At 36.8% G+C, this 26,454-nt stretch carries 15 protein-coding genes; 1 reads left to right on the top strand and 14 read right to left on the bottom strand.

Annotation, left to right across the window (positions count from 1 at the left end):
* Positions 1-18: 18 nt before the first annotated feature.
* The 12 genes from EZJ28_RS14735 to EZJ28_RS14680 all read right to left on the bottom strand — a co-directional run bounded on the left by EZJ28_RS14735 (position 19) and on the right by EZJ28_RS14680 (position 23,440).
* Positions 19-1,944 carry a hypothetical protein gene (locus tag EZJ28_RS14735; protein ID WP_131399251.1) on the bottom strand — a complete coding sequence of 642 codons (1,926 nt, stop codon included), beginning with the start codon at positions 1,942-1,944 and terminating at the stop codon, positions 19-21.
* 200 nt (positions 1,945-2,144) lie between these two features.
* Positions 2,145-3,224 carry a sensor histidine kinase gene (locus EZJ28_RS14730; protein ID WP_131399249.1) on the bottom strand — a complete coding sequence of 360 codons (1,080 nt, stop codon included), beginning with the start codon at positions 3,222-3,224 and terminating at the stop codon, positions 2,145-2,147.
* A gap of 75 nt (positions 3,225-3,299) precedes the next feature.
* Positions 3,300-3,986: a sensor histidine kinase gene (locus EZJ28_RS16075; protein WP_165499093.1), complete on the bottom strand. Its 687-nt coding sequence runs from the start codon at positions 3,984-3,986 to the stop codon at positions 3,300-3,302.
* 431 nt (positions 3,987-4,417) lie between these two features.
* Positions 4,418-5,584 carry a serine hydrolase gene (locus EZJ28_RS14720; RefSeq protein ID WP_131399245.1) on the bottom strand — a complete coding sequence of 389 codons (1,167 nt, stop codon included), beginning with the start codon at positions 5,582-5,584 and terminating at the stop codon, positions 4,418-4,420.
* 777 nt (positions 5,585-6,361) lie between these two features.
* Positions 6,362-7,384 carry a hypothetical protein gene (locus tag EZJ28_RS14715; protein WP_131399243.1) on the bottom strand — a complete coding sequence of 341 codons (1,023 nt, stop codon included), beginning with the start codon at positions 7,382-7,384 and terminating at the stop codon, positions 6,362-6,364.
* Between the two features lie 232 nt (positions 7,385-7,616).
* On the bottom strand, positions 7,617-8,399 hold the full coding sequence (locus EZJ28_RS14710) for a hypothetical protein (protein ID WP_131399241.1): 783 nt from the start codon (positions 8,397-8,399) through the stop codon (positions 7,617-7,619).
* 65 nt (positions 8,400-8,464) lie between these two features.
* Positions 8,465-9,343 (bottom strand): outer membrane beta-barrel protein, encoded by an 879-nt coding sequence (locus EZJ28_RS14705; protein WP_131399239.1) that lies wholly within the window; start codon positions 9,341-9,343, stop codon positions 8,465-8,467.
* 23 nt (positions 9,344-9,366) lie between these two features.
* Complete coding sequence (locus EZJ28_RS14700; protein ID WP_131399237.1) at positions 9,367-16,605, bottom strand: cadherin-like domain-containing protein; 7,239 nt, start codon at positions 16,603-16,605, stop codon at positions 9,367-9,369.
* Between the two features lie 281 nt (positions 16,606-16,886).
* Positions 16,887-17,627, bottom strand: a complete 741-nt coding sequence (locus tag EZJ28_RS14695) for a hypothetical protein (protein ID WP_131399235.1) — start codon at positions 17,625-17,627, stop codon at positions 16,887-16,889.
* A 55-nt stretch (positions 17,628-17,682) separates the two neighbouring features.
* Entirely contained in the window at positions 17,683-18,591 is a 909-nt protein-coding gene (locus EZJ28_RS14690) for a hypothetical protein (protein ID WP_131399233.1), read from the bottom strand.
* 11 nt (positions 18,592-18,602) lie between these two features.
* The gene (locus tag EZJ28_RS14685; protein WP_131399232.1) at positions 18,603-20,219 is read right to left on the bottom strand and encodes a SusD/RagB family nutrient-binding outer membrane lipoprotein; all 1,617 of its coding nucleotides are present in this window, start codon (positions 20,217-20,219) and stop codon (positions 18,603-18,605) included.
* Between the two features lie 11 nt (positions 20,220-20,230).
* Positions 20,231-23,440: a SusC/RagA family TonB-linked outer membrane protein gene (locus tag EZJ28_RS14680; RefSeq protein ID WP_131399230.1), complete on the bottom strand. Its 3,210-nt coding sequence runs from the start codon at positions 23,438-23,440 to the stop codon at positions 20,231-20,233.
* Positions 23,441-23,715: 275 nt separating this feature from the next.
* Between EZJ28_RS14680 and EZJ28_RS14675 the strand changes: the two genes are divergently transcribed.
* On the top strand, positions 23,716-24,477 hold the full coding sequence (locus EZJ28_RS14675) for a LytTR family DNA-binding domain-containing protein (RefSeq protein ID WP_131399228.1): 762 nt from the start codon (positions 23,716-23,718) through the stop codon (positions 24,475-24,477).
* 14 nt (positions 24,478-24,491) lie between these two features.
* On the opposite strand, the gene EZJ28_RS14670 is transcribed toward EZJ28_RS14675, so the two are convergent.
* Positions 24,492-25,430, bottom strand: a complete 939-nt coding sequence (locus EZJ28_RS14670; protein WP_131399226.1) for a sensor histidine kinase — start codon at positions 25,428-25,430, stop codon at positions 24,492-24,494.
* 744 nt (positions 25,431-26,174) lie between these two features.
* Positions 26,175-26,454, bottom strand: a 280-nt coding sequence (locus EZJ28_RS14665) for a S26 family signal peptidase (RefSeq protein ID WP_207388472.1), incomplete at its 5' end; no start/stop codon positions are given.

Genomic DNA, 26,454 nt, shown 5'->3' with positions numbered 1-26,454 from the left:
TTTTCAATATTGATTTATTTAACTTTTAGAATTATTCTGGGGAATCGAATCCTGTTTTTTTGTAGTTGACCAATAATCAGGTTTCGCATCAGATTTGACAGGATTAACCGAATCTTTTGGAATCTCGATAGAATCGTTCCAATAATCGGGTCTCGAGGAGTCTTTCAAATTAATATTCTGTTCTTTAGTGGTGGACCAGTATTCATCTTCAGAAGTTCTGGAAGATTCGGCCTGTTCAATAGTCCAGTAAGCATTATCTGTTTCTGAACTCTGAGATTTATTGAATTCCACCAATAATTCTCCTGAAGGTATCTTCGGAATAAAATTCGATTTCAAAGCTTTTTCCGAAATTGCTGAGTATAGTTTTTGTATTTCGGGCAAAGTCTTTCGCCAGTTATAAATTTTGTAGTTAGAATCAGACTTTTTAAAATACTCTGCTTTTAATTCTGAAAACAAATCCTTTAAATAAGGATATTCGCCACTGGAATTAGGATAAACGACGATAACAGGTGAGAATCTAAGTTCTGATTTTTCCCTGATTGTGATCTCCATCGTATTAGGAAAAATTACATTTTCTTTATAGGAGTTATAATTCTTACTGGTCTCTGTATAAAATAAGTAAATGGGTTCTCCGTTTTTTGCAAATTTGTCATAAGTCTTTGTATAACTTATCTCTGCATTTAAAAAATTTTCCCGAGATTGGACTATAGCTTTTTTTGCTCTTCTTATTTCATCAACCATGGCATTGAACTCTCGTTTCTGACGAGCCAGGAGTGCCTGCCTTTCTCTTTCTCTCTCCCTTGCAATCCTTTCTCTTTCCAAACGTCTTGCTTCCTCTTTCCTCTTTCTTTCCTTCTCCTCTGCAGCATCATGAAAAATCTGTGCGACGATTCCAGCTCCGGCTGCTACGGCTACTCCTTCTACTGATCCCTGATTAGCAGCCTCCTGAGCAAGTGTCATACCTGCTCCCACATAATTACCCCCTTGAATCTGCTGTGCTGCCAGCGTAGCCGCCCTGTCCATCCTTTCATTTTCTATCCTTTGTTTTTCTATCTGGGCAATTCGCCTCTGTTCTAATTTTTCATAGTATTCCCTACGCTCCTGTTCTTGTTTCTCAATAATGCTGGAAGTTTTTTGCTGCTGTTGTTGCTGAAATTCTTTCATCGAAGCATTATCGTTAGACTTTTTCTTCTTTTCCCTCTCATAATACGCAGCATTATTCTGCTGAACATGCTGCTTATGAAATTCATCTCTTGAAAGCCCATTACTTTTATTGGCAGACTTGTTTTTGGCTTTCCACTCTAGTTCTGCAACATGGGCTACATGGGCTTGACCGTTCCAATTAGAAGAGGGGCTATTGCTATTATTGTTAGAAGAGGTTGAATTAGAATTCAATGAACTTGAAGCCTTTTTTACAGCACTTCTTATTTTATGAAAATCAGAACCCTGAACCTCAGAGATTCTTAATTCTTCGACTCTTCCCGTTTTCTCCCAGGGAGAACCATTTTTATTGTTTGCATTATGACGCTCCTTTACACTTGCGGAAAAAATAACTTCCTGGTTGGTCTTTAAAAATCCTCCTTTATGAACAGATCCCCCGCTTTCAAATCGTCCGAAATCTCTTTGAACTGATCCCGGGATTAGCATACTAACGGTTCCGCTTGCTGTAAAGTAGCAATTCGAGCATTCCATTGGAAATTGAATTCCCTGAGCAGATAACTGACTTCCCGAATAGTTCTTTCCGTTATATTTTATTCCCTGAACGATAACATCATCTTGCTGGATCATAATCGAGCCACCAGAGAAAGTCATAGGTTTAGTGGAAATCTTTACGATACCATATATGCCATCACCTGTTTGAAAATTCTTCGTAATTCTCTGTACCTGTTGGCTGTATGTATTTAAAGAAATAAATAGCAGTATCAGCAGATAATTTGGTTTCATATTAAATAGGAGGTAAAATTCACCCGGCAAACATTAAAAAATTGTTAAAACGTGTCAATACCTCTTAAGGGGTATTTTTATGGAATATTTTTAGCAGAATAAAGTAGAAAGCAACTTTAAAAAAATTAGATAGATGCCCATTTTTGTCAATGTCCCAATTAAATGACAATTTGGTTAAATGAGGAAAACAACCATCAGTTTTATATAGGAAATGAAATTTTAACCTGGACCCAATCCTTATCTTTTATGGATACATTGGCGAATTCCATTTTGTAATAGGTGCCGTATAAATTATGTAATTTCTGTCGAGTAATGGAAATACCAAAACCATTTTCCTTAAAATTCGCCTTAAGTGGTTTCCCATTATTAAGGATTTCTAAGATCATATTATTCTCTTCACTGTAAGCATTAATCTGTATGGTCAGGGTATTGTTAGTAAACCCATGCTTAAACGCATTCTCAATAAAAGGTTGAAGGATTATTGCAGGTACCTCTTTCTGAAGAAGATCGTATTCTATCTTCTTTGAGATTTTCAAAGTTTTTCCAAATCGCAATTTCATCATTTTAAGATACCCATCGGTAATTTTCAGTTCCTCTGCCAGTGTTATTTTTGATTTAACCCCTGTCTTTAATACCGATCTAAAAAAATCGCTTAGATCGTATAAAGCCTCTTTCGCTAGTTTCCGGTTGGAATCGATAAGACTTACTATATTATTTATAGAATTAAAAAGAAAGTGGGGTTTGAGCTGGTAATTAAGGACCTGAAGTTTCATTTCCAGAAGTTCATTCTGGAATTTGAACTTGGTTTGCTCCTGGATCTTTACTTCTGCACTATAATAATAAGCCAGGATAATGAACAGGAAGGCACTTATAAAGATAAAGGCCTTTGGCAGATTAATGATTAAAAGATCAAAACTATTCAAAATCGCTTCATATTCTATTGAAGTAAAAAGAACCTTTTCGAAAAAGCCAAGGAAAATAAAAAAAGGAAAATAGAATAGCATGGCCCCAAATAAAGAAAGACCGATGACCAGTGACCAGGAAAATCTTGGTAATAATACTTTTTTCACAAATATTGAGATAAGTATAAGATAGATATTCATCAAAACAAATTCCAGCAGATGTAGCTTAAGTGTATCTCCAAAACCTATTCTGGGATTAAAAGAATCAGTAAAGTATCTGGCGTAATAATTCTGGACTATTGCCATTAAGATATAAATGACATAGTATGCATCTATTAGTACAAACAACCTTAAATCGATATGTCGAATGAACTTCATTAATCAGAACGACTATCAGAGGTTATAGTAGTAAGTATGGACATATAGAAATATGAAGTTTTCAAAGCGTTTAGTTTATCTTTCATTGAGCGGAAGAATAAAATGAAAAACGACCTGGTTAGGACTTAGGTTATTTTTAATTTCCAGTGTGTAGTTATAATCATATAAATGATCAAGTCTTTTCTTAAGATTGCTCATCCCGGTCCCGCGACTATATATTTCCTCAATATCATCTATGTGCCGCCCATTATTCATGATTTTCAGTTCCAGAGAATCATCTGTTTTCGTAGCGGCTACTTCTATTTTGAGAACTTTGTGTTCACGGCTATATCCATACTTCAAAGCATTTTCTACTATTGGCTGAAGTAATAAAGAAGGTAATTTACAATTTAAGCAATCTGGTTCAATGTTATTAATATATATAAGCTTATCATCAAACCTTGTTTTCATCATAGCGACATACTTTTCCAGGATAAACACTTCCCTTTCCAGTAATATGGTTTGGTCATCTCCCACCTCCAGTACATTCCTGAAGAAATCACATAGATCAACAAGCGAATCCTGAGCTTTTCTTTTATCCTCATCTATTAGATTAATAACGCTGTTAATACTGTTAAATAAAAAATGGGGCTGTACCTGAGAGCTAAGAATCTTAAATTTAGAAATATTCAATTCGTTCTCTAAAGCGTTTTTCGCGATCTGGGTGCTCTTACTCTCTTCTAAATAATAATAGGCCAGAATGATGAAATTGAAACATAACACCAAAAGAAAGTAAAAAGGAAAATTTATTAATATGTTCTGAAAATAATCCAGAGGATTTTCAAAGCTTCTTTCAATAAACCAGTATCCCCCTAAGTTGTATAAAATAATTATAAAAAAAGTCAATACAACTGAATAGAAAAAATTAAAGACAATTATCCTTATCCATGAATATTTTCTTTGAAATTGTTTTCGTGTGAAAAGGATAAGAGATCCGGCTACCATTAAGGTGGTGAAATATTCTATCGCCCAGACTTTTAAAGAATCTGTAATAGCAATAGGAGCATTGAAATAGTTAATAAATAATCTAGCGTAAATGTTTATCCCAATTCTGATAAAAAAATAGATTGAATAAAAGATGGATAGAAAAATAAACAACCTGCCTTCGGAAGTACTTAATACTTTGTTAGTCCGTTTCCACATAATCCTAAGCCTTATCTGATGAAGTAATCAATAAACATTTTGTTTAAAGCGTGGCCCTGTTCATTATTAATAAAGAACACATAAGCGTTTTTGTTTTTCCTATTCATCAGAAAGTAAGAGGTAAAACCTCCATTATTACCCCCGTGTCCATAATACAATTGATCATCTATTTCCCTAATTTCAAGTCCTAATCCCCAGGCCTTTACATTAAAATCGGTATAGAATTTATTAGTTTCAGGAATAGGTGTATGTTCTGCAAACATATTTTCGAAGGTATTTTTCTCAAGCCCTTTTTCATTTAATAAGGCGATGATAAATTTAGAAAAATCCATGGCTTCCGTTTGAAGGCTACCAGCGGCTCCAATGGTTTTGGAAGTTATGTTGGGAAGACCTGATGACCATTCCCGACCATCCTGCTTACCTTCCATATGTCCCCATACCTTATGCTCATATAGATAATCATCCCACACAAAATAAGAATGTTTCATATTCAAGGGTTCAAAGACTTCCTTATCTACCAGCCCGGCAAGCTCGTTCATATTCATAAAATTGTTATTAGCCAGAACTCTGGCCAAATACTGGTAGGCTTCACCCGAATAATTAAACTCTCCAGGCTTTTTCGCCATGAAAAACTCCCCTTTTTCCCCGTTCAGACTATCCGGCACTTCACTAAACCATCGCCAGTTTGGAAAACCCGTTTTATGACTTAAAGCCATTTCTGCAGTGACCCATTTTGTTTCCGGGAATTCTTTAAAATCAGGATCCTCAAGCATCAGCGATAATGGTCTTTCAATATCTATGATAGATTTTTCATGCATCTTTAAAGTAAAATAGGCAAAAACCGACTTGGATATGGATGCCGCCTCAAAAATAGAGCTATCATTTACTTTTTGACCAGTTTCACGATTAGCTATACCTGATGCCCGATGATAAACAACTTTTCCGTTATTAATTACTGCCATTGAAATTCCCGGTATTTCCAGTGTATCCATAGCCATATCAATAAACCCGTCTATTTCTGTCCGACTTCTTTTTTGAGTGGTATCATTAACCAGTTGTATTATGGTTTCATTTGCACCTACCGGTTCAGATTTTGTTTCGGTACAGGCTGCAATTAAAAAGATGATAACCACTGGAATTATAAAAGCTTTAAAAATTTTCATCACTAACTTATTCATTTATTTGAATTTCATACTCATAGGGTGCTTGTATCTCTCCTTAAAAGAGAAAAGATAATTCTACCCGATTGTAGCTAAAGTTGACAATAGCGTAAACATGATCTCCAGTGTATTTTCTTGTTAATTATCCTAAAAGGTTTCATTAATATAGACCAGAACTTCAGTTGTATGTGACGGTTTTGAATGCAAGTTTTCAAACTTTGCTCCGAATGGCTGTTATTTTGATTTAAACGGTTAATTAGATTAAATGAATTATTTCTCAACTCATTAATCCCAATCACAAGCCCTATGCTTTGCTGAATAATCAGGTTACCGGGTATACGATACCTGGCCACTATTAAATTATATTTATAAAGGAAAGTCTGGTTTTTTAAAACGATTAGTCCTGGGTGAATCTGAATTAGCTTTTATAAAATTCTTCAACAAAAAGGGTAGAATGACTTCCCCAATACTTCCAGCTATAGGTGGTATAATGCTTTACAATGATCTACCTGGTTTATATTTTTTTATATAAAACGGAGGAATGTTTTTATACAACGAAGCTATACTTCTCCAGCTTTTCCCAGTGTACACAGCTTGCTGTTCTGGCCTTATCGCATTCTGAATTTATTTTCCCGCTTTCTTTACCGGTACAAAGCATCTCCCTGGCCAGCGCAGATTCACTTGATTTCGCCTGGTCTTATCAGGAGAGATTAAATTATAAAGTCTATTTCCTTTAATTAATCATTGATAAAAATTAAAGGCTTCCCGACGATCTCGTCGGGAAGCCTTTTTCAATTATTTTAAAACATTACAAGGAATGTCCGCACCGCTTCCCATTCCATAAATACTTAATTTTCCTTTAAAGTCATTTCCTACATAATTCTGGAAAATATCATAATGCCTGTACCTACAGGAACCATCTTTCCATTTACCAATACCTGCGATTCCTCTTATCCGTCCAATAATCTGCCCTGTATTATTATGTCTAAGTACGGTCCAATCTCTACCGGTTAAAACCACCTTTTGATACTTCTCACTCCATTTTTTGTCTTCTGCATGAAGAATTAAGGTGGTTAAGGAAGCTGCCTCTAAGTCCTTATCATGGGCTTTAGCAATTGGAATTCCTACTCCAGGCGATGCGTAGAGTTTTTGTATCCCCTCCATATCCTGTGTGACGTTTAATGAACCTTCAGCCAATAACCCTATGTTTTTAACTTCATCATTATCGTCTTCATATGCCAGATGCAGCTCTATTCCAAGGACGTACTCATCCTCTTTTTCCATTAATTCCGGATGTTCAATAAGTAATTTTTTGAAAGTCCATTGTAGCAACTGTATGTTTTCGGTTGGATGTACAACAGCTCCCCAGAATGTGGTAAATTTCTGCTTATCCCAATTATCTATGTCGACTAAGTTTACCTGAAAGTCTTCATAAATTAGTTCGCCGTCTATAAGATATTTTACTAAAATGCTTACATCACTTAATTTGATATAATCAGTCTTAAAATGATCTACACATAAGTTGTACATACTTTTGTTCCAGAACGCACGAAAATAAAGAGGATCGCCCATCTTATAATCAGTAATAAATTCATCCTCGTTATAATTATCATGTTCTATAAGCTGATTTGAAAAAACAATTTTATGCATATTGGCCTCATGTACAGGATGTGTAACTCCATTATCTTCCTTATAATACTGGGTTATATCCTCGGTAAAATTCTCTGCTACCTTATCCTTAAGTTTTTTAAGAAATTGAGCCTGAACGTTTGAAAAAGTGAACGTGGCAAATAGCAGTACAATAAATCTTGTTTTCATTAGTAAGTAATTAATTTAAATGTTTATTTAAGTTATATGTAATAGAATATTTTAAAGTCTTTTCAACCTGAATATGGATATAATTCCCTTATGGTGTTTGAGATAAGTTAGCGCAGTGGGAATGTAGAAATGTGATCTTCCAAAAGATTCCGGATTTTAATACCTTCTTGCAATAATTTCTGGCTTTGCTCTTCAGGTATTCGAAATAATCGCATTACTTAGCACCTCGCTCTTAGTAATAGTCATACCTGTGTTGTACATTTCCGTTCTCAGCCTTAAGAAGGATAGGATAACCTTCCGTATCAAATTCAAAATTGTACTCCCTAGTGTAATCACTTTGCAAAATCCCATCTTGATAGGTTCTCTTTCTTACGCTATCATATAGCTTCCTGAAAGAGAAAAAAGGTTCCGGACCCCATGAGAGAAGAGCTAAGTGCGGAGTGACATTTTGAAACATGCTGTTATGATTACTGTATGTAAAATTGAATATCTGGTTCAGATCATCTCCGTAAAAAACTTTTACTTCCGTCAGATTGCCTTCAGCATCATGTTCAAACACATGTTTATGCGTATAATCATCGGGCCAGCTAATTGAGGTATACCGAATTTCCTTTATTAGGTCGTTTTCAAAGAAATATTGATTTACAAAAAATTCATCATTTGCAGTGGGCCTGTAATCGATAGCGGTCACTTTATTTTCACCGGGATAATCATATTCAATGTATCCATGAGATTCTCCGGTTTCATTATAAAAAATCCATTTCGTCAGCCGGTTATTTACATACTCATATTTAGAAAGCAATGTCTTTGTGTTATTTTCTACCCGGGATTCCGATTCCAGGAACTCATTGTCATTATACTCAAACAGCAGGTCGGTGCCATCTTCATATGCGTTTTCCCATAGTTTAAGCTTTTTCCCGGGAACTCCTGAAAAAGGTCCAGGAGTGTATTCTTCTTCATTACAACCTATTAATATCCCCAGAAAAACCAGGATAAAATATTTAACTGATTTCATAAAATATGATTTAATTTTTAAATACCATGTTGGGAGATATACCCTGACTGCAATGACGTCATCGATTACAATCTTAATCCATATCTCAGTTTTAAGCCAAAGGCAATCGAATTAAACTCTTCTACAATTGGATTAGTGTTCTGTGAAGCGTATAGGACACTTTCATTTTTAAAATCTGTCGGATTTTCTGTGTCGTACATGAATATTTCCGAACCTGATCCGTCTTCTTTAAGATTGTTCATTCCATAATCGATAAAAAGGCCCAGATAAAGGTTTTGCATATCGTTCACTTCTAATTTCACTCCAGTTTCAAGGTTGAGTATATAATTGGTCTTTAAATCGAATTCAGAATCACTCTTATATCTTTCAAATTCACCAAATCCCATAAATAATGGATCTGAAAGTTCTGTGTTATATTGTGGATAGTAAGCGCTCGTAATTAAATCCCTGGTTTTTGATTCAGAAGATGATTGCACATCAAAGCCTATTTTAATACCGCCTGCAACATATAAGCCTATGGGGCCAGTTGTTTCATATTGCAGTTTTAAAGGAATGCTTATAAAAGAAACATTTTGATCTTCCTGATAACCTGAAGCAGTATAGCGAAATTCAAAGTTCTCACCTTCCTGATCGGTAGCTTCGCTGCTTCCAGATATATTATCCAGAAAGACGTTCGTTGAAAATGCCTGATACTCAGCACCGGTTATAATGCTCCATCTTTCATCCAGATAAAATGCGTAGTTTATACCGACTCCATAACCGTTGTCCATTTCACTGTCTTCCTGTAATACTTCAAAATCCAGTTTAGAAAACTGCCCCTTCACATGAATACTTAACTCGCTTTTAGACTGTGCTATTAACGAGGGCATGCTGACCAGTCCAAATGCGATTATCAGTAATGACTTTCTGGAAATTTTATTGAATATATGATCGAATAATTTCATTTTTTTAATTATTAGGGATGGAATTAGCGTACAATGAACTTAACTGAAACCTTACGGTGACGGGTTTGACAAACCAGCAAGTAAACACCCTTCTGGGCAAAGGCCGGAATCTGAATTTTGGTGATATTTTCACTGGATTTCATTCGCTTAATAACTTTCCCGTTCAAATTGAGTATGGAAAATTGTATCTCCTCCATTTCCTTAGGTGAAAAATCTGTTCGAATTTCAATCTCCGATCCGGCTCTTACCGGGCTGGGAGCAATCTGAATCTCACCGGTACTTCTAAGAGAGATATTAGCAACACAGGTTCTAAGTTCTTCTCCTTCTGAAGTTTCTAGTATTACCTCGTATTCAGCCTCCGGATCCAACTCATCGCTACTGTCATCACCTGCTGAATAGTACTGTCCTCTTCCTATAAATTGACTGTTTTTATACCATTTGTAATCTGTGAACGTATAGCCCCCATTGGTAGAAGGATTATTATTTACCATTAATACATTGTTGAACTTTTGAACAACTATATTTTCAAAATCGAATTGTTTCTCAATTGTAATGGTATAAGTTTTCCATAGATCCCCATTGAAATAGATCTCCACGGTCTCAGAATAGATCCCGGGTCCAGGTATACTTATGTTAAATGATCGTCCCGGCATGATTTCCACATTTTCAGACGCGTCAATCGAAATAACCACTTCATCCTGGTTATTTCCGCATTCAATCAGATAGAAAATATCCTCTTCAGGATCCTGGAAAGTATTGTCTCCAATAGCTATAGTGGGTTCTACCAATGAATTGCTAACTATTAAGGTCCTGGTAACCGGCTCGGCGGGTTCAAAATTATTATTACCCTCCTGATAAGCCGTAATAGTGATTTCTCCTTCTTCAAGTATCCTTACATATCCATTGGAACTCACCGTAGCTGCAGGACTATTATCTTCAGAAGAAAAGGTATAGAATACGGGTAAAACTGAAGAACTGGTACCCGAAAGGAAGAAATTAGTATTTATAGCCAGATCTTTCTCCCCTATCTCAGGAAAACTTATTTCTTGCTCTGCTTTTTCAATCTCCAACATTGCTTTTAGCTCCAAGTCATTACAATTTTGCATACTCAGAAAGGCTGAAACCTCATAGGTACCTGCATTGATCTTAGCATTTCCTTCATATCTCACTACAACGTCTTCCGGTAAATTCTCTATAAAAATACTTTTTGAACTTCCGTCAAATGTGAAAGTCTTACTATCAAAAATAATATTACTCAAAGGTGTCTCCTGGATAGTTACATTTTGAATTTGAGTTGTTTTGTTTCCGCTAGAGTCTTCGTAAGTCCAGATTATTTGCGTTACGCCTAACTCTGTAACAGGAAAAGTGATATCATGATATGCACGTATTGTTCCGTCACACATATCCGAAGCTGTTGGAATGATTAAATCTTCTTCATTTAACTGGCAAAAAACAACGATATCCTCTAACGCTGAATACATGGGAACAGGAGCAATCTTATCCAGAACAGTCACTGTTGCCGAACCTGTGCCTATATTTCCATTAATATCTTCTACTTCCAACTGAACTGTATTTTCTCCAATATTTGAACAGTCAAAATCCAATGTATTTAATCGGAGCGGTTTCAATCCACAGATATCGGCTGAACCATTATCTATCATTTCAGGATTGATACTGGCCATTCCATTTTCATCCAATTCTATCGTAATATTTTTTGTAAGCACTGTAGGAGAAATATTATCCTGAACATTTACAGTTGCATTCGCAGAGCTTCTGTTCCCGGCCTCATCGGTAATGGTTAAGGCAATAGTATGCCCGCCCACATCACTGCAATCAAAATCTGACCTATCTATGCTAATGGCTAAATTTGCCATACTTGTCAAATTATCGTAAGATTCGTTATCTATTCCTTCTGCGGTTACGGAAACTTTTCCCAATTCATCAAGAGTAACACTAATATTATTAGTTACTACCACAGGTTTTACCCCGTCAACGATCAAATCCTTTTCAAAACTTAATGAAGTTGCTGCTCCTGGGACCGGTAGGTCGAGAATAGCTGAAGTACCATCGCTATTTTGAATAGTAGCCCCGTTAAATTCCAAAGCATTGAAATTCGCGTATCCCAGGTCAGTATTAAAATCACCTTCCTGAATCTGGTAGGTAAATGAAAGCATATTTGTTCCAGACCCACTATCATAAATAGCATAACGATCACTATCTCCGGTTTCAAGCAATAAGCGCGGGCTCCCACCAGCTACTAGCACCGTTTGATCAAATTTCACATTTATACTTAGAATATCTCCAATTCCATACAGACCATCGGCATTATCGCTAGTTACCAATTCCACTAAAGGGTTACCAGACTCAATGCTAATTATAACAATTCCCCTATCACTCAGGGCTATGCCAGATCCCGTATTGCCCATATCATTAAGTTCAACAGCTATTTCAGCAGTTCCAGTATGGTCAGTTTCCGGTAAAAACGTAAGATTATTTATAGCTTCATTTAAATCGGATAGTTTTCCTTCAACAATCGTTAAATTATCATTACTACCATCACCCGAGATGAAGGTAAGTCCATTCACTGATCCAAGACTCAAACTACCATTGGTTGTGGTAAGTTTCAGTTCCAATATACTATTTCCGGCATCAATATCTTCCAGCAGGATAAGATTGGCATTTACAGCGTTAAACTGCAGGGAATTGTTCATAATTACAGTCTGAGTTCCCGGTACATTTACTACCGGGGCATCATTTTCTTCAGAAATCGAGATAATAGCTGATTGACTTGCTAGCTGACTTCCGCCTGAACCTGTATTACCAAGGTCGTTAACAACAAAATCTATGCGTACGTCAACCACATCATTTTCTTCCGTTGTATATAAGATCGCTTCTGAAGCAATAAATGAATTCAATGCTGATACCGAACCTTGTAATATAAGAATAGAACTACCGGAACCAGAAACGCTAATTCCAGAAGAATTTGTAGCCTCCAATATTCCTCTGGCGACTTCTATCTGAAGTTCGATAGTTGCCGAACCGGCGTCAATATCTGCAATACTGAAGTCCTTAATCGGGCTGGCCGCGTCTTCAAATACCATAAAATTAACTGGCAATGTAATCTCGGGAGCATCGTTGATATCATTAATATCGATATTCGTAGATCCAAAATTTATTAATGTATTGCCTCCATCACCGGTGTTTCCATTATCTCTAGCAGAAAAGCTAAGAAGATCAGCATTATCCCCTGTCAGATCTGAAGGCCCTTTATATTTTACGGAATTTGCATCAAGATACGAGTTAATGTCTGAAACGGTTCCGGATAAAATTATAGCAGTAGTTCCGGAATTAGTAATGGAAACTCCTGCTTCTGAGATTGCAGTTAAAATACCCAGGTCAACTTCCAGATATAAATCTATTACACCATTTTCTGAATCAGGATCGGCTATTTCTACATCTCCCAGTTGCAATAAACTTTCCTGCTCCTCCTCCACAGACAGATCTGTGGGAATTCCGTTTACACTTGGGTCATCATTTACCTCTTCTATATTAACCGTAAAAATTATATCCATAGAAGCGGTAGCACCGCCATTTCCATCAGAAAGATTTACATAAAATTTTCGAGGAGTAGCATCAGGATTTTCGGTATTTACATTTTCATAAGTAAGGGATCGTACCAGTTTCGTTAAAAGGTCATCAGTTACGGCTGGATAAAGATTTATAATCAAATCGTAACCTAAACCTGGTAAGGTGGTGTATCCTATTCTAACACCACCTACTTCTACCTCCATACGTCCTCCAGAATTTATTAGTTGAACATCCCCGGATGTATCTATACCCAGTTGATCTTCAGAAAAATTACGCGAAGAATAAAAAAGAAAATTTAGCTCTCCTCCATTCATATCAGGATCTGTCACCAGTGCATCGCCTCCGGCATCAATATTTACCGGCATCCCGCCTTCGGTATAGGAAACTACATCATTTTTCAAATTATTAATTACCGGGTCATCATTTATCCCAGAAATTGTAATTGAAAAATTCTGCGAGGTCAGGCTATTACCACTTCCATCTGTCAAGTTAAAAGAAAAACTATCCGAAGCTGCTTCTGAACCATCATGCGTGTACAACACTTGATTTGCCAGTAATTGTGACTGACTAAATGAAGTTATGGCCAGCCCGGAATTAGTAGATAGTTCTACTCTTCCATTAGAAGGTGCACCGGTGATTTCATAGATAAGAAGGTTATCATCGGTATCTGTATCTGTCGCTAATAGTTCCGAAGAGTCAATAATTTCTGAATTTCCTTCATTTAAATCAATTCCGGTATTAGTTACTACTACAGGTGCTGTATCATCAAGATCATTTAATTTAATTTCTACCAGTTCATTAGCGCTCGAGATCGTACCATCTGTGGCGTAAACATATATATTGAGAATAGGATTCAACTCATAATCCAAGTCATCTGTATCATTAACGGTAATGTCACCTGTTAAAGCGTCAATATTAAAGGCATTCTCCCCGTCACCATCGGGGTTTACATTTGTTGAAATTGTAAAACCAGAAAAAGTTGTTCCGGCATCAGCATCAGTAACTTCTACAGTTCCAACTAATGTTCCGTTCGCGAAATTTTCATCAATTTCAAAGGACTGATTCGCGGTAATTACTGGAGGCGTATCATCATTTAAAATAGTTACGAACGCCTCGTCTGAAATATCTATTGCAAAAGCAGTTCCGTCCAGATTACTCTGAACCACTTTGAGTGTTTCATCGGCTTCCAAATCGCTGTCCTGAGTGGGAAGCACTGTAAAGGTTTGGATTTCCCCACTATTTCCGGAAAATGTCAAGGTGTGGTTGCTTAGTGGGGTATAATCATTATTAGCGATTGTAGCCGTGACATCTATTGTACTTATATCTACAGTAAAAGGATCTCCCTCCACAGAATTCTCTAAGGTGGCTTCTAAAGTAATTACTCCATTATCTTCAATGCCACTAACATCTTCTATGATTATGGAGCTGGAGTCATCATTTAAAATAGTCACTATGCCTGAATCTGTAATTCTTACCGGAAGCGAAGTGCCGGAAAGATTACTGGGTGATACCTTCATTGTTTCATCTGCCTCCACCGTCGTATCAGGGTGTGGGGATACCAATAAGGTTTGAGTTTCTCCAGCTAAACCAACAAAAGTTAAGGTTGCACTACCCCGTGGACCATAATCACCTGAATCCATTCTTGCAGTCATATCCAACCTGTTCGCAATCATGCTAAAGCCTCCCTGCACAGCATTATCCAGTGTAGCTGTAACGGTTATTGATCCATCATCTTCATATCCGCTTGCATCTGCGATGGTAACTGTTGCTGTATCATCGTTCAAAAGAGTAACTATCGCAGTGTCTGTAATATCAATATCAAGAGATGTCCCTGAAAGATTACCTTGAGAAATAGTGATGGTTTCATCTGCCTCCAGTTTTGTATCTGCACCAGGCGTAATTGTAAAGGTTTGAGTTTCTCCGGCAGTCCCGTTGAAAGTTAAAGTCTGACTCATAATTGGAGCATAGTCGCTGTCGGCAGTTGCCGCGGTACCATCTGTAGAGTTTATATCTACGGTAAAACTATCTCCAACTACAGTACTTAAGGTTGCCGTTAGCGTAATTACTCCATCATCCTCATTACCACTTACATCGGCAATAGTAATCGCTGGTTTAGGCAACACATTTAAAGTCGCTGTATAAGACGGGCTGTCCTCAGCACTATCATTCACTCTAAATTGAAATGAAGAATTTACAGATCCGTTCTGGATATATTGTAAACTTCCGTCGTCTAAATATAATTTACCAATTTGGCTAATTGCCGGGATTTCTTCTCCACTATCGTATAAGTCATTCTCATTGGTGTCCAGATATAAGGTTCCGGCAGATGGTAAAGTTTCTATTACCAGATAATCTAATATATCTCCATCAGTATCTGCATAACCAAAGTCACTTGTATTAAAAGTATAGGTGAGTCCTTCATATGGATTTGCGGTAAAGCTGGAAGCGGTTGGAGGAGTGTTTCCGGTCCCTAATACAGAACTCTGCCTCAAAACCCAGATATTCCTGTCAGTTCCGGATTCTACCGCATTAACCACATAGCTTATATTCCCATCTACATCTATGAACTGTCTTACGAAGGAGGAAGTACTGAACTCGGGAACGCATGCACTATGATCGCTTATAAAATTCCCGGAATTATCAAAAAATTCCAAATACGATACTCTGGGAGAATTTTTGCGATATGACAGATAAAATCCATTCTCTACAGCCAGTGGTTCCTGGATAAAACTACTCCCTAATTCTCTTCTAATAACCTGATTTAGTGCAACGCTTCCATCATCATTATAGATTTTATAGGCTATACTTCTTGTATCTGTAGTTGCACCTGTTTGAACACGGTACACCAGCAAAAATTGATTATTAGCCAATGTTTCAACATATGGTCTCACGGTAGAACCACCCGCAGGAATTAAAAAATAATTACTTCCGCTTATCTGGTTTGGTGTATCTGAACCGTCATTGAATATCATTCCATAATAATTATCACTGGCATTTCTGATAAAAACCATGAACTTACCCGCCTCATTGGCCGCCACTTTATAATCATATTGGGCAGAACCTGTAAGTCCAGCCAGATCTGTTAAAGAGATTTGATTAGCATCTACAGCGGTTCCAGCCTGGGAAAATCTTCTCATAGAGTAGTCGACACCTGAAGTAGCCCAAACAAAAATTATATTTCCATTAGAGAGCTGTTCGATTTCCGGAAACCTGTTTAACTCACCGGGAAGGGTGTTTATTTTGGTTGCTGAACGTACTTCATTACCGCTGGCATCGACAATTTTAAAATAAATATCCGTAAAACCTTTTCCCGCGCTCGGAGAATACCAACACATTACAATATTTCCATTTTCTAGCTGAAAATATTCAAAGTTATCGCTGTCATCATTTGTTCTTGGAGTAACATCAGGAAAAGTGAAAGGTGAAGTAGTACCATCAGGTGCTAGCTTTACAAAACTCTCAGTTGTAGTTCCAGGATCATAAACACGTACGATTAAATTTTCTCCATATACATGAACAGTACCACCGCGTGAGTCTATTGAAGGGTCATTTTCTATATAGTATTTGGTGCCACCCACATCATCGGGACAGGTTTGGGCAATTAAGAATCCTGTTAAAAAGAACAATAAGGTAAATAATGCTTTTCCAGCAGCAGGTTTGAAATGGGTCTTCATAATTTTAGATTAGGGTGCAATAAGCTTTTAATGACTGGTTAAACCAACCTAAGGCTAAACCAGGATTAATTAAACCCTAAAATTATGTTAAGCTGTGGAACCTGGGTTGTTATATGATCCCAACTGTAGATTACATGCACCAGGAGTATGCTACCAGGTCAAGAAGAAATATTCCGGTCTTAGAAATAGCATTTTTAAAATAAAGGAAAGAGATAGGTATGCAACCTCTATAAAAAAGGCTAGATAAAATCTAACCTTTTAGCCCGGGGCTCATAAGAGTATTATAACAGAGTGTCAATCTCCTCAAATAAAATTTCCAGATCTTCATCTTTTTTAAGGCTTAAATCTTCTTCTTTCAGATAATTTCTGATTTTTTTATAGAGGGATCTATCAAACAGGTGCTTGAAACTTTTATTATTCACTTTGAAATATGAAGCAGAATCATCTTCTTCCAGCTTTACATAGTGTTGAAAATTCTCAGTATAAATATTGGGAACATCTGTAACCATGGAATTATGGCTCTCCCTTCCAACCCGGAAATCTTTCCTGGGTATGTAAAAAAGATTTACAGCAGATCCTTCATATAAGGGAAACAAATATTCTTCCTGATAATTACCGTTTTTATCAATTAAAGAATGAATTCGGATATTTCCATACTTTTCCGTTTTGAGCCACACGTTCTTCATTTTAATGAGCCCTTTAGGCTCTTCTTCTTCCAGCTGGGTGAATTTGAATACAAACTGCCCCGCAACAGCATGATATTTAACGAAAACATCTCCTATGTTCTCGTCAGAATCCATAAGAGTGGCTTTCCAGAATCTATCATTTAAGTAGGGTGACCCTTTTGTTTCAAGATCATTAGATGTAGCCTCCTTATTAACCAAATTGATCATCTGGTTTTGAAGCCTTCCGTCATGTTGAATATAACCCGTATACAATTTACCATATTCAACACTATTAAAGTCTGGGTTTTGGGCATGGAAACAGACAGGAAATAATAAAAATAAAATTAGTTTTTTCATAAGCAATAAAAAAAGCTGCGCCGGTTAGAGCGCAGCTATGTATTCAAATTATTTTTTAATCAACTTTCTGAATTATAAATTGGTGAGGGTTACCATTTATCCCACCAGCGAAATCCAAAAACAGATCGATATAACCGGAACATGAATAAACAGTTCCGCTAATTAACTGATAGTTGTTACCTCCATATGCTGTGATTGAAAGACCATCTTCATTTATCTCAGTAACCATTCCTGTATCTGAATCAACAGTAAGGATTAGGGGATCACTCCCCAAACCAGGATACACTCCCTCCACGATGGTAATTTGATTTTCACCAGGGCCTGCAATCACCTCTCGGGTTTGCAAAGTTTCCTGAAAGAAAGGACCAAAATGATTATAAACCACTTCATATGAACCTACCGCATCCTCAACTACAAAAGGACACAAATAACTCACGTTAAAAACAAAAGCATTTCGGTAACCACCTTCTTCTAATAAGGTTTCACTAATGTTACCACCGTTATAGCCGTCTCCATCTGCATCAAAGTTAGGAACAGGCTCGGCCTCATAAACGGTACCATCAGTGGTAGTAACTACAGCATAAAAGCTAAAAATGTTACCTCCGCCAAGTTCGCTAAGATCTACTCCCAAAGCGGTTGCAAGATCTGAAGGAGCAATACTCAATTGGGCTGGAAACTCTGTAATTGTAGTCACCAGTTTATCTTCATATGCTGTTCCATTAATTGTTGCTGAAACATACAGATCGTAAGTCGCAGCGTTACCAATTGGATCAACCAAAGTCGCGTTGAATACCGCTTCGCTGCTGCTCATATCTGCAACATTTACTGAAAACACAGGGGTTTCCTCAAATTTTATCCATCCTCCATCTTCATATTCGAATGGGACGTTGAATTTTTCCCCCTCACACGAAACCATTAAGGCCAGTGAAAAAAGGAATAGTATTGATTTATATATATTCTTCATTTTCATGATTTTTAGTTTAAGTCAGCTGAAAGCGTATCCCAGAATACTCTCTCATCTCTAGATCTTTGAGAGATATTGCGGTTTGCAGAAGTAGCATCAATCGGATACAAATAGATATTCGCGAAAGGCTCGTCCGGACTTTCCACCCCTTTAGGGTAACTTGGATAGCCAGTTCTTCTGTAAGTATTATAAGCCTCTACTCCGTTACCAAACATAGCAAGGTAATACTCGGTCATTATGATTTCCAATTTTTCTTCTTCTGTACCGGCATTTTCATATGATTCCAGAACTGCAGCTATATAAGCTTCTTTTTCATCTGAATCCATTGGTATACCACTCAAACGTTCTACCTGGTCAAAAGACTTTCTAATCCCATCTTCCAGATATTCCTCCGGCGTACCTGTTACTCCAATTGTTAATGCTGCTTCTGCTAAAGTAAAGCTGCTGAACGAAGCCATCCATATTGGCTGAATTCCTTCCCCATTCAATCCAGGATTCTGAACAACATTCTGGAAAGTTGAAGGATCGTTTACATCTCCGTCATCATATGCTCCTCCTGCCGGGTAGATACCGTAGGTAGATCTTTCTGCCTGATCGTTAGGAATACCTTCCAGATCCTTATGATCTCTACCCCAATATAAATCACCGGTATAACAGTAATTGTAGCGAACTCTCCCGTCACATGGCAGGAAATCACCACTAGGCTCATCACCGGTTTGCCTGTAGATATAATATCTCAGTCTTGGATCATCAACCTCTTTGGTATTCTTGATTAGATTTATAAAGTCATTAGACATATAAGCATCGGCCAGTGAAGCTGTATAGTTCTGTCTGTATAATGGATGCCTGCTGTCTGCAGGAGCCACTGCACTGGAATATTTGAAAGTGAAATCTTCAGAAAGGTCATCGATATAATTTCCCCCGGCGATTATTGCATCAATTGCACTGGCAGATTCTGTAGGATTAACCAATCTTGTTGTGATATGCATTTTCAACTTTAAACTGTTGATTGCTTTCATCCAAAGATCCTCATCTCCTCCGTAAAAAAGATCGTTTTGAGGTTTATCTGGTGATGCAACCGATTGCTGAAAATTACTAACTGCCTCGTCTAAAACTGCGAACGCAGCTTCATAAATTTCCTCGCCTGAATCTACAGCAGGATGGGGAAATTCATTTGGCAAATTTGCTTCATCATAAGGAACTTCTCCAAAATGATCTACCATCATTACCATAGACCAGGCTTCTAAAACCTGAGCGATAGCAAGGTGATGAGCTAAGGAAGGATCATTTTCTTTCAAAGAAGCCAATGCATCGGTATTCTTCATAAGTCTATATGTGCGTACATATGGACTCGGTATACCAGAGAATTGCTGAAAAGTGGATTCGTCGTTATTGGCCGCATAGGTTCCACGAAGGTTTTCCATACGAACCATTTCAAGATCTGGCTCATTGAATCTCCAGAAGATGTTTTCAAACTCCAGCTGAATACCATTCAGCAGATAATCAGGATCTGATTGATCTAAAGTCAGGTCATTTGGACTATCCTGTAAATCCAAATCCACTGTTTCACAGCCAGTAATGACTGCAAACAGAAATAAAACTTTAAAAAGCCTTAGTTTATTTTTCATATTTCAATTTTTTAAAATGTTGCTTTAATTGAGAAACTATATCTTCTCGATGTAGGAGCAGTTCCAAATTCCAGTCCCATACCGTTACCAACACCAGTACTTAAAACTTCAGGATCATAGTTGATCTCATCAGGGAAATTGAATGCCTTTACATACAGGTTTTGACCATTAAGAGCAAAAGAAACTGATCCAAATGGCGTTTTAGTTAATAATTTTGAAGGTAACTGATATGACAGTGTAATGTCTCGAAGCCGTATATTTGAGGCATCATAGATAGTACCTTCATTCGTATCAAGGAAATTAATAAAATAAAGGTCGTTGGCACTGATCTGGATATCATTAGGAATAGCATTCCCATCATCATCTGTCAAAACTTCTCCTGTTTCAGGGTTTCCAAGAACACCTGGAATTACATGTGGTCTTTCCCTGTCTGTAATACTCACCACCCCTCTTCGAATTAGGTTATTGGTACTTAATGAATAAATATCACCACCATGCTGATACTCCAATTGAGCTGACAGGTTCAGATTTTTCCAGGTAATACTGTTAATAGTCGTTAAGTTCCAGTCAGGGTTTGGATCACCTACAATTTTAGGCTCCAGTCCAACTGACCCACTAGGAATAATTTTTCCTGTATTAGGATCAATCAGAAAACGTCCCTGGTCATCCTTCACAGCGTAATCCCCTTTAATAACTCCTAAAGGCTCCCCTTCTATGGCAAGGTTAGCTATTGTACCAAATCCTGCGATATATATTTCATCTTCCGGAATATCTATAACAGTGGTCTCATAGGCATTGAAATTATTATTCAGGTTCCATTGAAAATCCTCTCCGTCAATCAACTGCAGATTTAAACTCGCCTCAAAACCTTCAGTGTCAATTCTTCCAGCATTGATGATCGTAGATGAAAATCCGGTTCCTGGAGGAAGCGATGAGGTTATGATCTGATCTTCAGAAATTCGTCGGTATACTGTAAGGTCCAGACCTACCCTGTTACTCAACAACTTACTTTCCAAACCTAATTCAATTTCCTTGTGTAATTCAGGTTTAAGATCTGGATTAGCTCTAAAATTGTCAATTTCATTTGTCGGAATTACTTCACCATCCCGATCAACAAAGGCTGTAGGAATCGCGCTTAGTTGAGCTCTTGTATTGAATGGAGTTGGATATCCAGCTGATGTACCAAATGCACCTCTCAACTTTAAATAATTCACCGATTCTCCTCCAAAACCATTAAATGCACTTGTAGGAATAAAGGATATAGATGCACCTGGATAGAATAGCGACTGGTATTCCTTCTCTACTGTAGAACCCCAGTCATTTCTTCCAGATAAGGTTAAATAAAGATAGTCCTGATAATCCATTTCAACCTGCGCATAGGCTCCAAATACATTCTGGTAATTCCTGAATGATAAAAATTCATTTATTACAGGATCAATTTGTGACTGGTTGATGTAATTTCTTTCATTCAGCACCCCAAATACCACCTGATCTGTACTGGCAGTTCCGCGACGAACATAATCATCACGTCTTGCATTGAAACCTACTCTGGCATTGAAGACCAGGTCATCGGTTAAATCATAATTATTAAAGGCAAGACTCACATTATGGTCATTAATAGTGTTTACTGCATTGGTCTCACGTAAATAACCTCTACCCAACAAATCTGTGGTTAAAGAACCTTTATTTACAAAACTCATGTTGTTTTCAGTATAAGTATCCAAACCATAACGATAGGTTGCCTGAATATGATTATTGAAATCATATACAGCACTCATATTTCCAAAAAATCTTCTTGAGCTCTGACGGTCACCAGCATTCTCAAGTAACCAGTACGGATTATCCTGATCTGTTCTGTAATACACACTCGAGTTATCCAAAGGATTGGTATAGGGTAAATTTGCCAGGTCCAGGTTACGAGGTATAAATAAAAGCCTGGTAAAAATAGACACGGCTCCCACACCATTACCTGCTGCAATTGGAGGAGTTTTAACTTTAGTGTCAGCGAAATTGAAGCTTCCTGAAACAGTAAAATTATTGGAAAGTTTTGCAGAACCTCCAAGTCCAAGATTAAGCCTGCGTAAATGGTTTTCTGGAATAAAACCTTCTTCATCTGTGTGACCTACACTAAGATTCAGATTAGTATCACCATTAGCACCTGAAATATTTACGAAATTGGATATTCCAATACCATCTCTAAAAAAACTGCTAACATTATCTGGCACTGCGCGATAAGGAATCTGAACTCCCTGGAATTCCGGAAATGCCTCTGCTAAAACAGATGTATAATAAGGATGGTCTATCATTAAGTCCTCATCAAATCTGGCACCCCAGTTTCCAACGAAACCACGATTAGGAGTTTGATCGGCACCTTGACCATATTCATTCTGATATTCTGGCAGGTTCATGATTTGAGTAAGATACGTGGTATTGCTAACGCTCACTTCAAACTTTTTGTTAACATCCCCGGCACTACCAGATTTGGTAGTGATAAGCACCACACCATTCCTTCCCTGCTGACCATACAGAACAGAAGCACTAAGCCCCTTCAATACACTAACACTTTCAATATTATTAGGATCAAGGTCCAGGAATCTCGAACTGGTATTATTTCCGCCATCCACGAAAGATCCCTGAGCATTATTAGCACCATTAAAAGGAACGCCATCAACAATGAATAGCGGCTGGTTGTCACCGGTTATCGAACTCTTTGACCTAATGATAAAGTTAGTCCCCGATCCCGTTGCTCCCCCTGTACCGGTAATTTGGACACCAGGAACTTTACCAGCAAGCGATCTAGCGATATCCTGCTGCGGTTTTCTTTCAATTTCTTCAGCATCTACTGTAGAAACCGCATAACCAAGTGCTTTTTTTTCCCTTCTTATTCCTTGGGCCGTTATTACCACCTCTTCTAATTCAGAGGCACCTGCAAGAGTTACATTTACCTGATCTGAGGTATCTGCCCCAATGGTAATTTTTGTTGTATCAAAACCTACAAAGGAATAGGTTAAGGTTTCCCCTACGTTTGCTTCGATAGTATAATTCCCATCAAAATTAGTTTGTGTCCCCCTTCCGGTGCCATCAACGATGATGTTCACTCCTGGCAAAGGAACACCTTCGGCATCTGTCACCGTTCCTGAAATAGTTCTTTGCTGTGCAAAAAGAGAAATACCTGATAGCAGGAATACCATCAGGCACAAAATCTTGTAATTACTTCTCATATTTTTTGATTATTAATAATTTGTTAAGGGCCTAAAAGTAAAAGGAAGGTTTACGATAACAGGAGGTAATGATCTTAACGGTAGTAATTTTGATTTTATCAGTTCATATAGAGCTCCTTGTTGCAGTTATATGTAAATCAGTGGTTTAATTTATGATTTCGATATATTTATAATTTTATAAATTGCTCTACCTCACGCTATAAAGAATGTAACATTTCATCCTGACAGGCGTCTATCAGGGGTAAGATTACTTTAGAACTATAAAAAATACATCCATGCGAATCCTTATTGTTGACGACGAAATCCTGGCAAGGAACCGAATTAAGAAGCTGTTAGAATCAAGAAACGATATTGAAGAAATAGAAGAATCGGAAAGCGGGGAATCGGCTATAGATAAGATTCAAAAATTAACCCCGGATCTTATTTTCCTGGATATAAGTTTAAAAGACATGACTGGTTTTGATGTGCTTTCCAACCTGAAAGATAAAAAGAAGCCAATCATTATTTTTGTCACCGCATATGATAACTATGCTTTGAAAGCCTTTAATTTCCAGGCTTTTGATTTTTTGCTAAAACCTTTTAAAGAGGAACGCTTTCATAAGAGTGTTAATCAAGCCAAGGAACTAAATCAGATGCAGATCCAACATCATCTGGATAAAAGAATTAGAGACCTTATAAACCTTACAAATCATGAGAATAATACTCCTGTAAAAAAATTACCAGTCAAGGTTGGAAACAAAACTATCTTCATCAACAGCGCAGAAATAAAGTATATTAAAGCCGACCGCTACTATGCCGAAATATTTACAGAAGAAAACTCTAAACATGTGATTCGTCAATCCCTTAATAGTTTAATGGAGTCCCTGGACAATGAAAAATTTTGCAGAATCCATAGATCCACAATTATTAATAAGGAATTCATCCTGGAAGTCATTCATTCAGATTATTCTGAAATAGACATAAAAATGAAAGACGGACAATTGTTCAGGGTTAGCCGATCCCAGAAAAAAGAGGTTTTACAGTCTTTAGGAATCTGATAAAGATATATAAATTAGACCTTCAAAGCGGGTAGTATTATTTCTACCTTAACCCCTGTTTTCTCATTATGTATATTGTATACCTGAAAACTGGCGTCTTTCCCATACAATTTCTCTATTCGCTGTTTTAAGTTTGATAAACCTAATCCCATTTTAAATATATTCTGTGTGGTAGGTATTAATTTACCATCATTAAACATTGTGAAAATCAATTGATGAGAGACCCTAGCAATTTTTATTTCAATATTTAAGGTCTTATGCTGGGGTGAGAATCCGTGTTTAATGGCATTTTCCACTAAAGGCTGTAACATTAACGAGGGTACGCCGTAATTATAACATTCGAAGTCTATTTGTTGGTATATCTTTAGATGAGCCCCATGACGCACCTTCATAATACGTATATAACTCTTCAATAGATCTAACTCCAGCTTTAATTTGATAATATTGGAATTACCCACATTTAGAACATCTCTTAAAAAATTGCTGAGATCTGCAATAGTATCTTGTGCCCTGGTCTTATTGACATCCATTAAACTGGAGATACTATTAAGAGTATTAAATAAAAAATGCGGTTGCATTTGAGATTTTAAAATGGAAATTTTAGCTTCGCTCAACTCTTCCTGTAATATTCTCCTTTCCTCTTCCTGTATCTTTAATTCCTGTATATAATAATATATATAAATGATAAATAACAGGGAAGCGTAGATTAGAAAATAGAGCTCTATAAGATTTAATGCATTTAAAAGACTTTTGCCAAAATCAAATGCGCTCAATGCTTTATCTTCAAATGTAATTATTTGCAGGTCAAGGATAACCTGTGTTAATATGATCATAAAAATCGAAAGGAAGACATTGAGAATTATAAGTTTTAACCAGCCAACATTCTTGCTCCTGGACCTTTTTACATAAGCGGCGATGAGGATCATGAATGATAGAACCAGGATCCAGTCCACAAAAATGATCTGAATTAATTCTTCAATATTAAATAAGGGGGGAACTTCAGAAAATGATCTCTTCCTTAATAAATTTAAAAATGCTATTAATGTATGGGATGTATAAAATAAAACCAGATAAAGAATTAAAGGCAGATCCAGGTTTTTTATCAAACGTTTTATAAAGTTCAAAATAAAATCAACTAAAAGATAAAATATGAAGTATTCTTTGGGATATTTTTAATTTCCAAAATCGTGGCTAAGATAAGCTATTTGAATATTTTATAATATTTCTAGGAATCTTTAACCTAAAGCTTATTCTTTGACTAAGTTTTAATAATTGCACAATTCTAATAATTCTGGAGTAAATACTGAAATAACATTTTATCTCATACCTGGACTTCTATAAGTTGATACCTTATACTGGATAAAGCAGGTTCAAAAAATTGAAACTTTTACCTCCGGAGTGAGGATATTTATTCTTCCAACTTTACTCCTTGAAGACGAAACCTAGTAAAGGTGTCCTCAAATAGGAAATGAAACCTGTAGGAATATTTTAGATATTTCCGGGCTCGCCCTGTAATTGAAACTGTAAATTTTGAGAAGAATTATTATATAGAATAGCCAACGGTTTAGCTTATAGCAAGTTAGCGGAATGGTCCGCACGGATTATTCCGCTAGTTTTTTTCTTGTTTGGAATTGTAAAGTATCGAATTTTGTTCAGAGGCCGCCTATTGGCGATGAAGCGGTGTTGTGCATAGTATTTTAAAGTAACACTTTTCCAATTACATCTCCTTTATTAATTAATCCAATATATCTAGGATCCCAAGCATTTTCTCTGTTATCACCCATAACAAATATTTTATCTTTTGGAATTACAATCGGACCAAAATTATCACTATTCCAATTTTTTCCATATTTATCTTTAATATCTGGTTCGGTTTCTTTTTCAGGAATTATAAATCGATTTAATCTAAGCTTATTAGCAATTTTTTTATTTGTCTCTATAATTAACGTATCTAAAGTGGAAATTTGATGTGGTTGA

It is taken from the genome of Gramella sp. KN1008 (assembly GCF_004332155.1).
Lineage (GTDB): Bacteria > Bacteroidota > Bacteroidia > Flavobacteriales > Flavobacteriaceae > Christiangramia.
The sequence above is the reverse complement of the archived record's forward strand: the minus strand, read 5'-3'. Positions and strand labels throughout refer to the sequence as shown.

Coding starts and splice junctions, on each gene's coding strand:
- EZJ28_RS14735 (WP_131399251.1), bottom strand. CDS start 1,944: ATGAAACCAAATTATCTGCTGATACTGCTATTTATTTCTTTAAATACA.
- EZJ28_RS14730 (WP_131399249.1), bottom strand. CDS start 3,224: ATGAAGTTCATTCGACATATCGATTTAAGGTTGTTTGTACTAATAGAT.
- EZJ28_RS14720 (WP_131399245.1), bottom strand. CDS start 5,584: ATGAATAAGTTAGTGATGAAAATTTTTAAAGCTTTTATAATTCCAGTG.
- EZJ28_RS14715 (WP_131399243.1), bottom strand. CDS start 7,384: ATGAAAACAAGATTTATTGTACTGCTATTTGCCACGTTCACTTTTTCA.
- EZJ28_RS14710 (WP_131399241.1), bottom strand. CDS start 8,399: ATGAAATCAGTTAAATATTTTATCCTGGTTTTTCTGGGGATATTAATA.
- EZJ28_RS14705 (WP_131399239.1), bottom strand. CDS start 9,343: ATGAAATTATTCGATCATATATTCAATAAAATTTCCAGAAAGTCATTA.
- EZJ28_RS14700 (WP_131399237.1), bottom strand. CDS start 16,605: ATGAAGACCCATTTCAAACCTGCTGCTGGAAAAGCATTATTTACCTTA.
- EZJ28_RS14695 (WP_131399235.1), bottom strand. CDS start 17,627: ATGAAAAAACTAATTTTATTTTTATTATTTCCTGTCTGTTTCCATGCC.
- EZJ28_RS14690 (WP_131399233.1), bottom strand. CDS start 18,591: ATGAAGAATATATATAAATCAATACTATTCCTTTTTTCACTGGCCTTA.
- EZJ28_RS14685 (WP_131399232.1), bottom strand. CDS start 20,219: ATGAAAAATAAACTAAGGCTTTTTAAAGTTTTATTTCTGTTTGCAGTC.
- EZJ28_RS14680 (WP_131399230.1), bottom strand. CDS start 23,440: ATGAGAAGTAATTACAAGATTTTGTGCCTGATGGTATTCCTGCTATCA.
- EZJ28_RS14675 (WP_131399228.1), top strand. CDS start 23,716: ATGCGAATCCTTATTGTTGACGACGAAATCCTGGCAAGGAACCGAATT.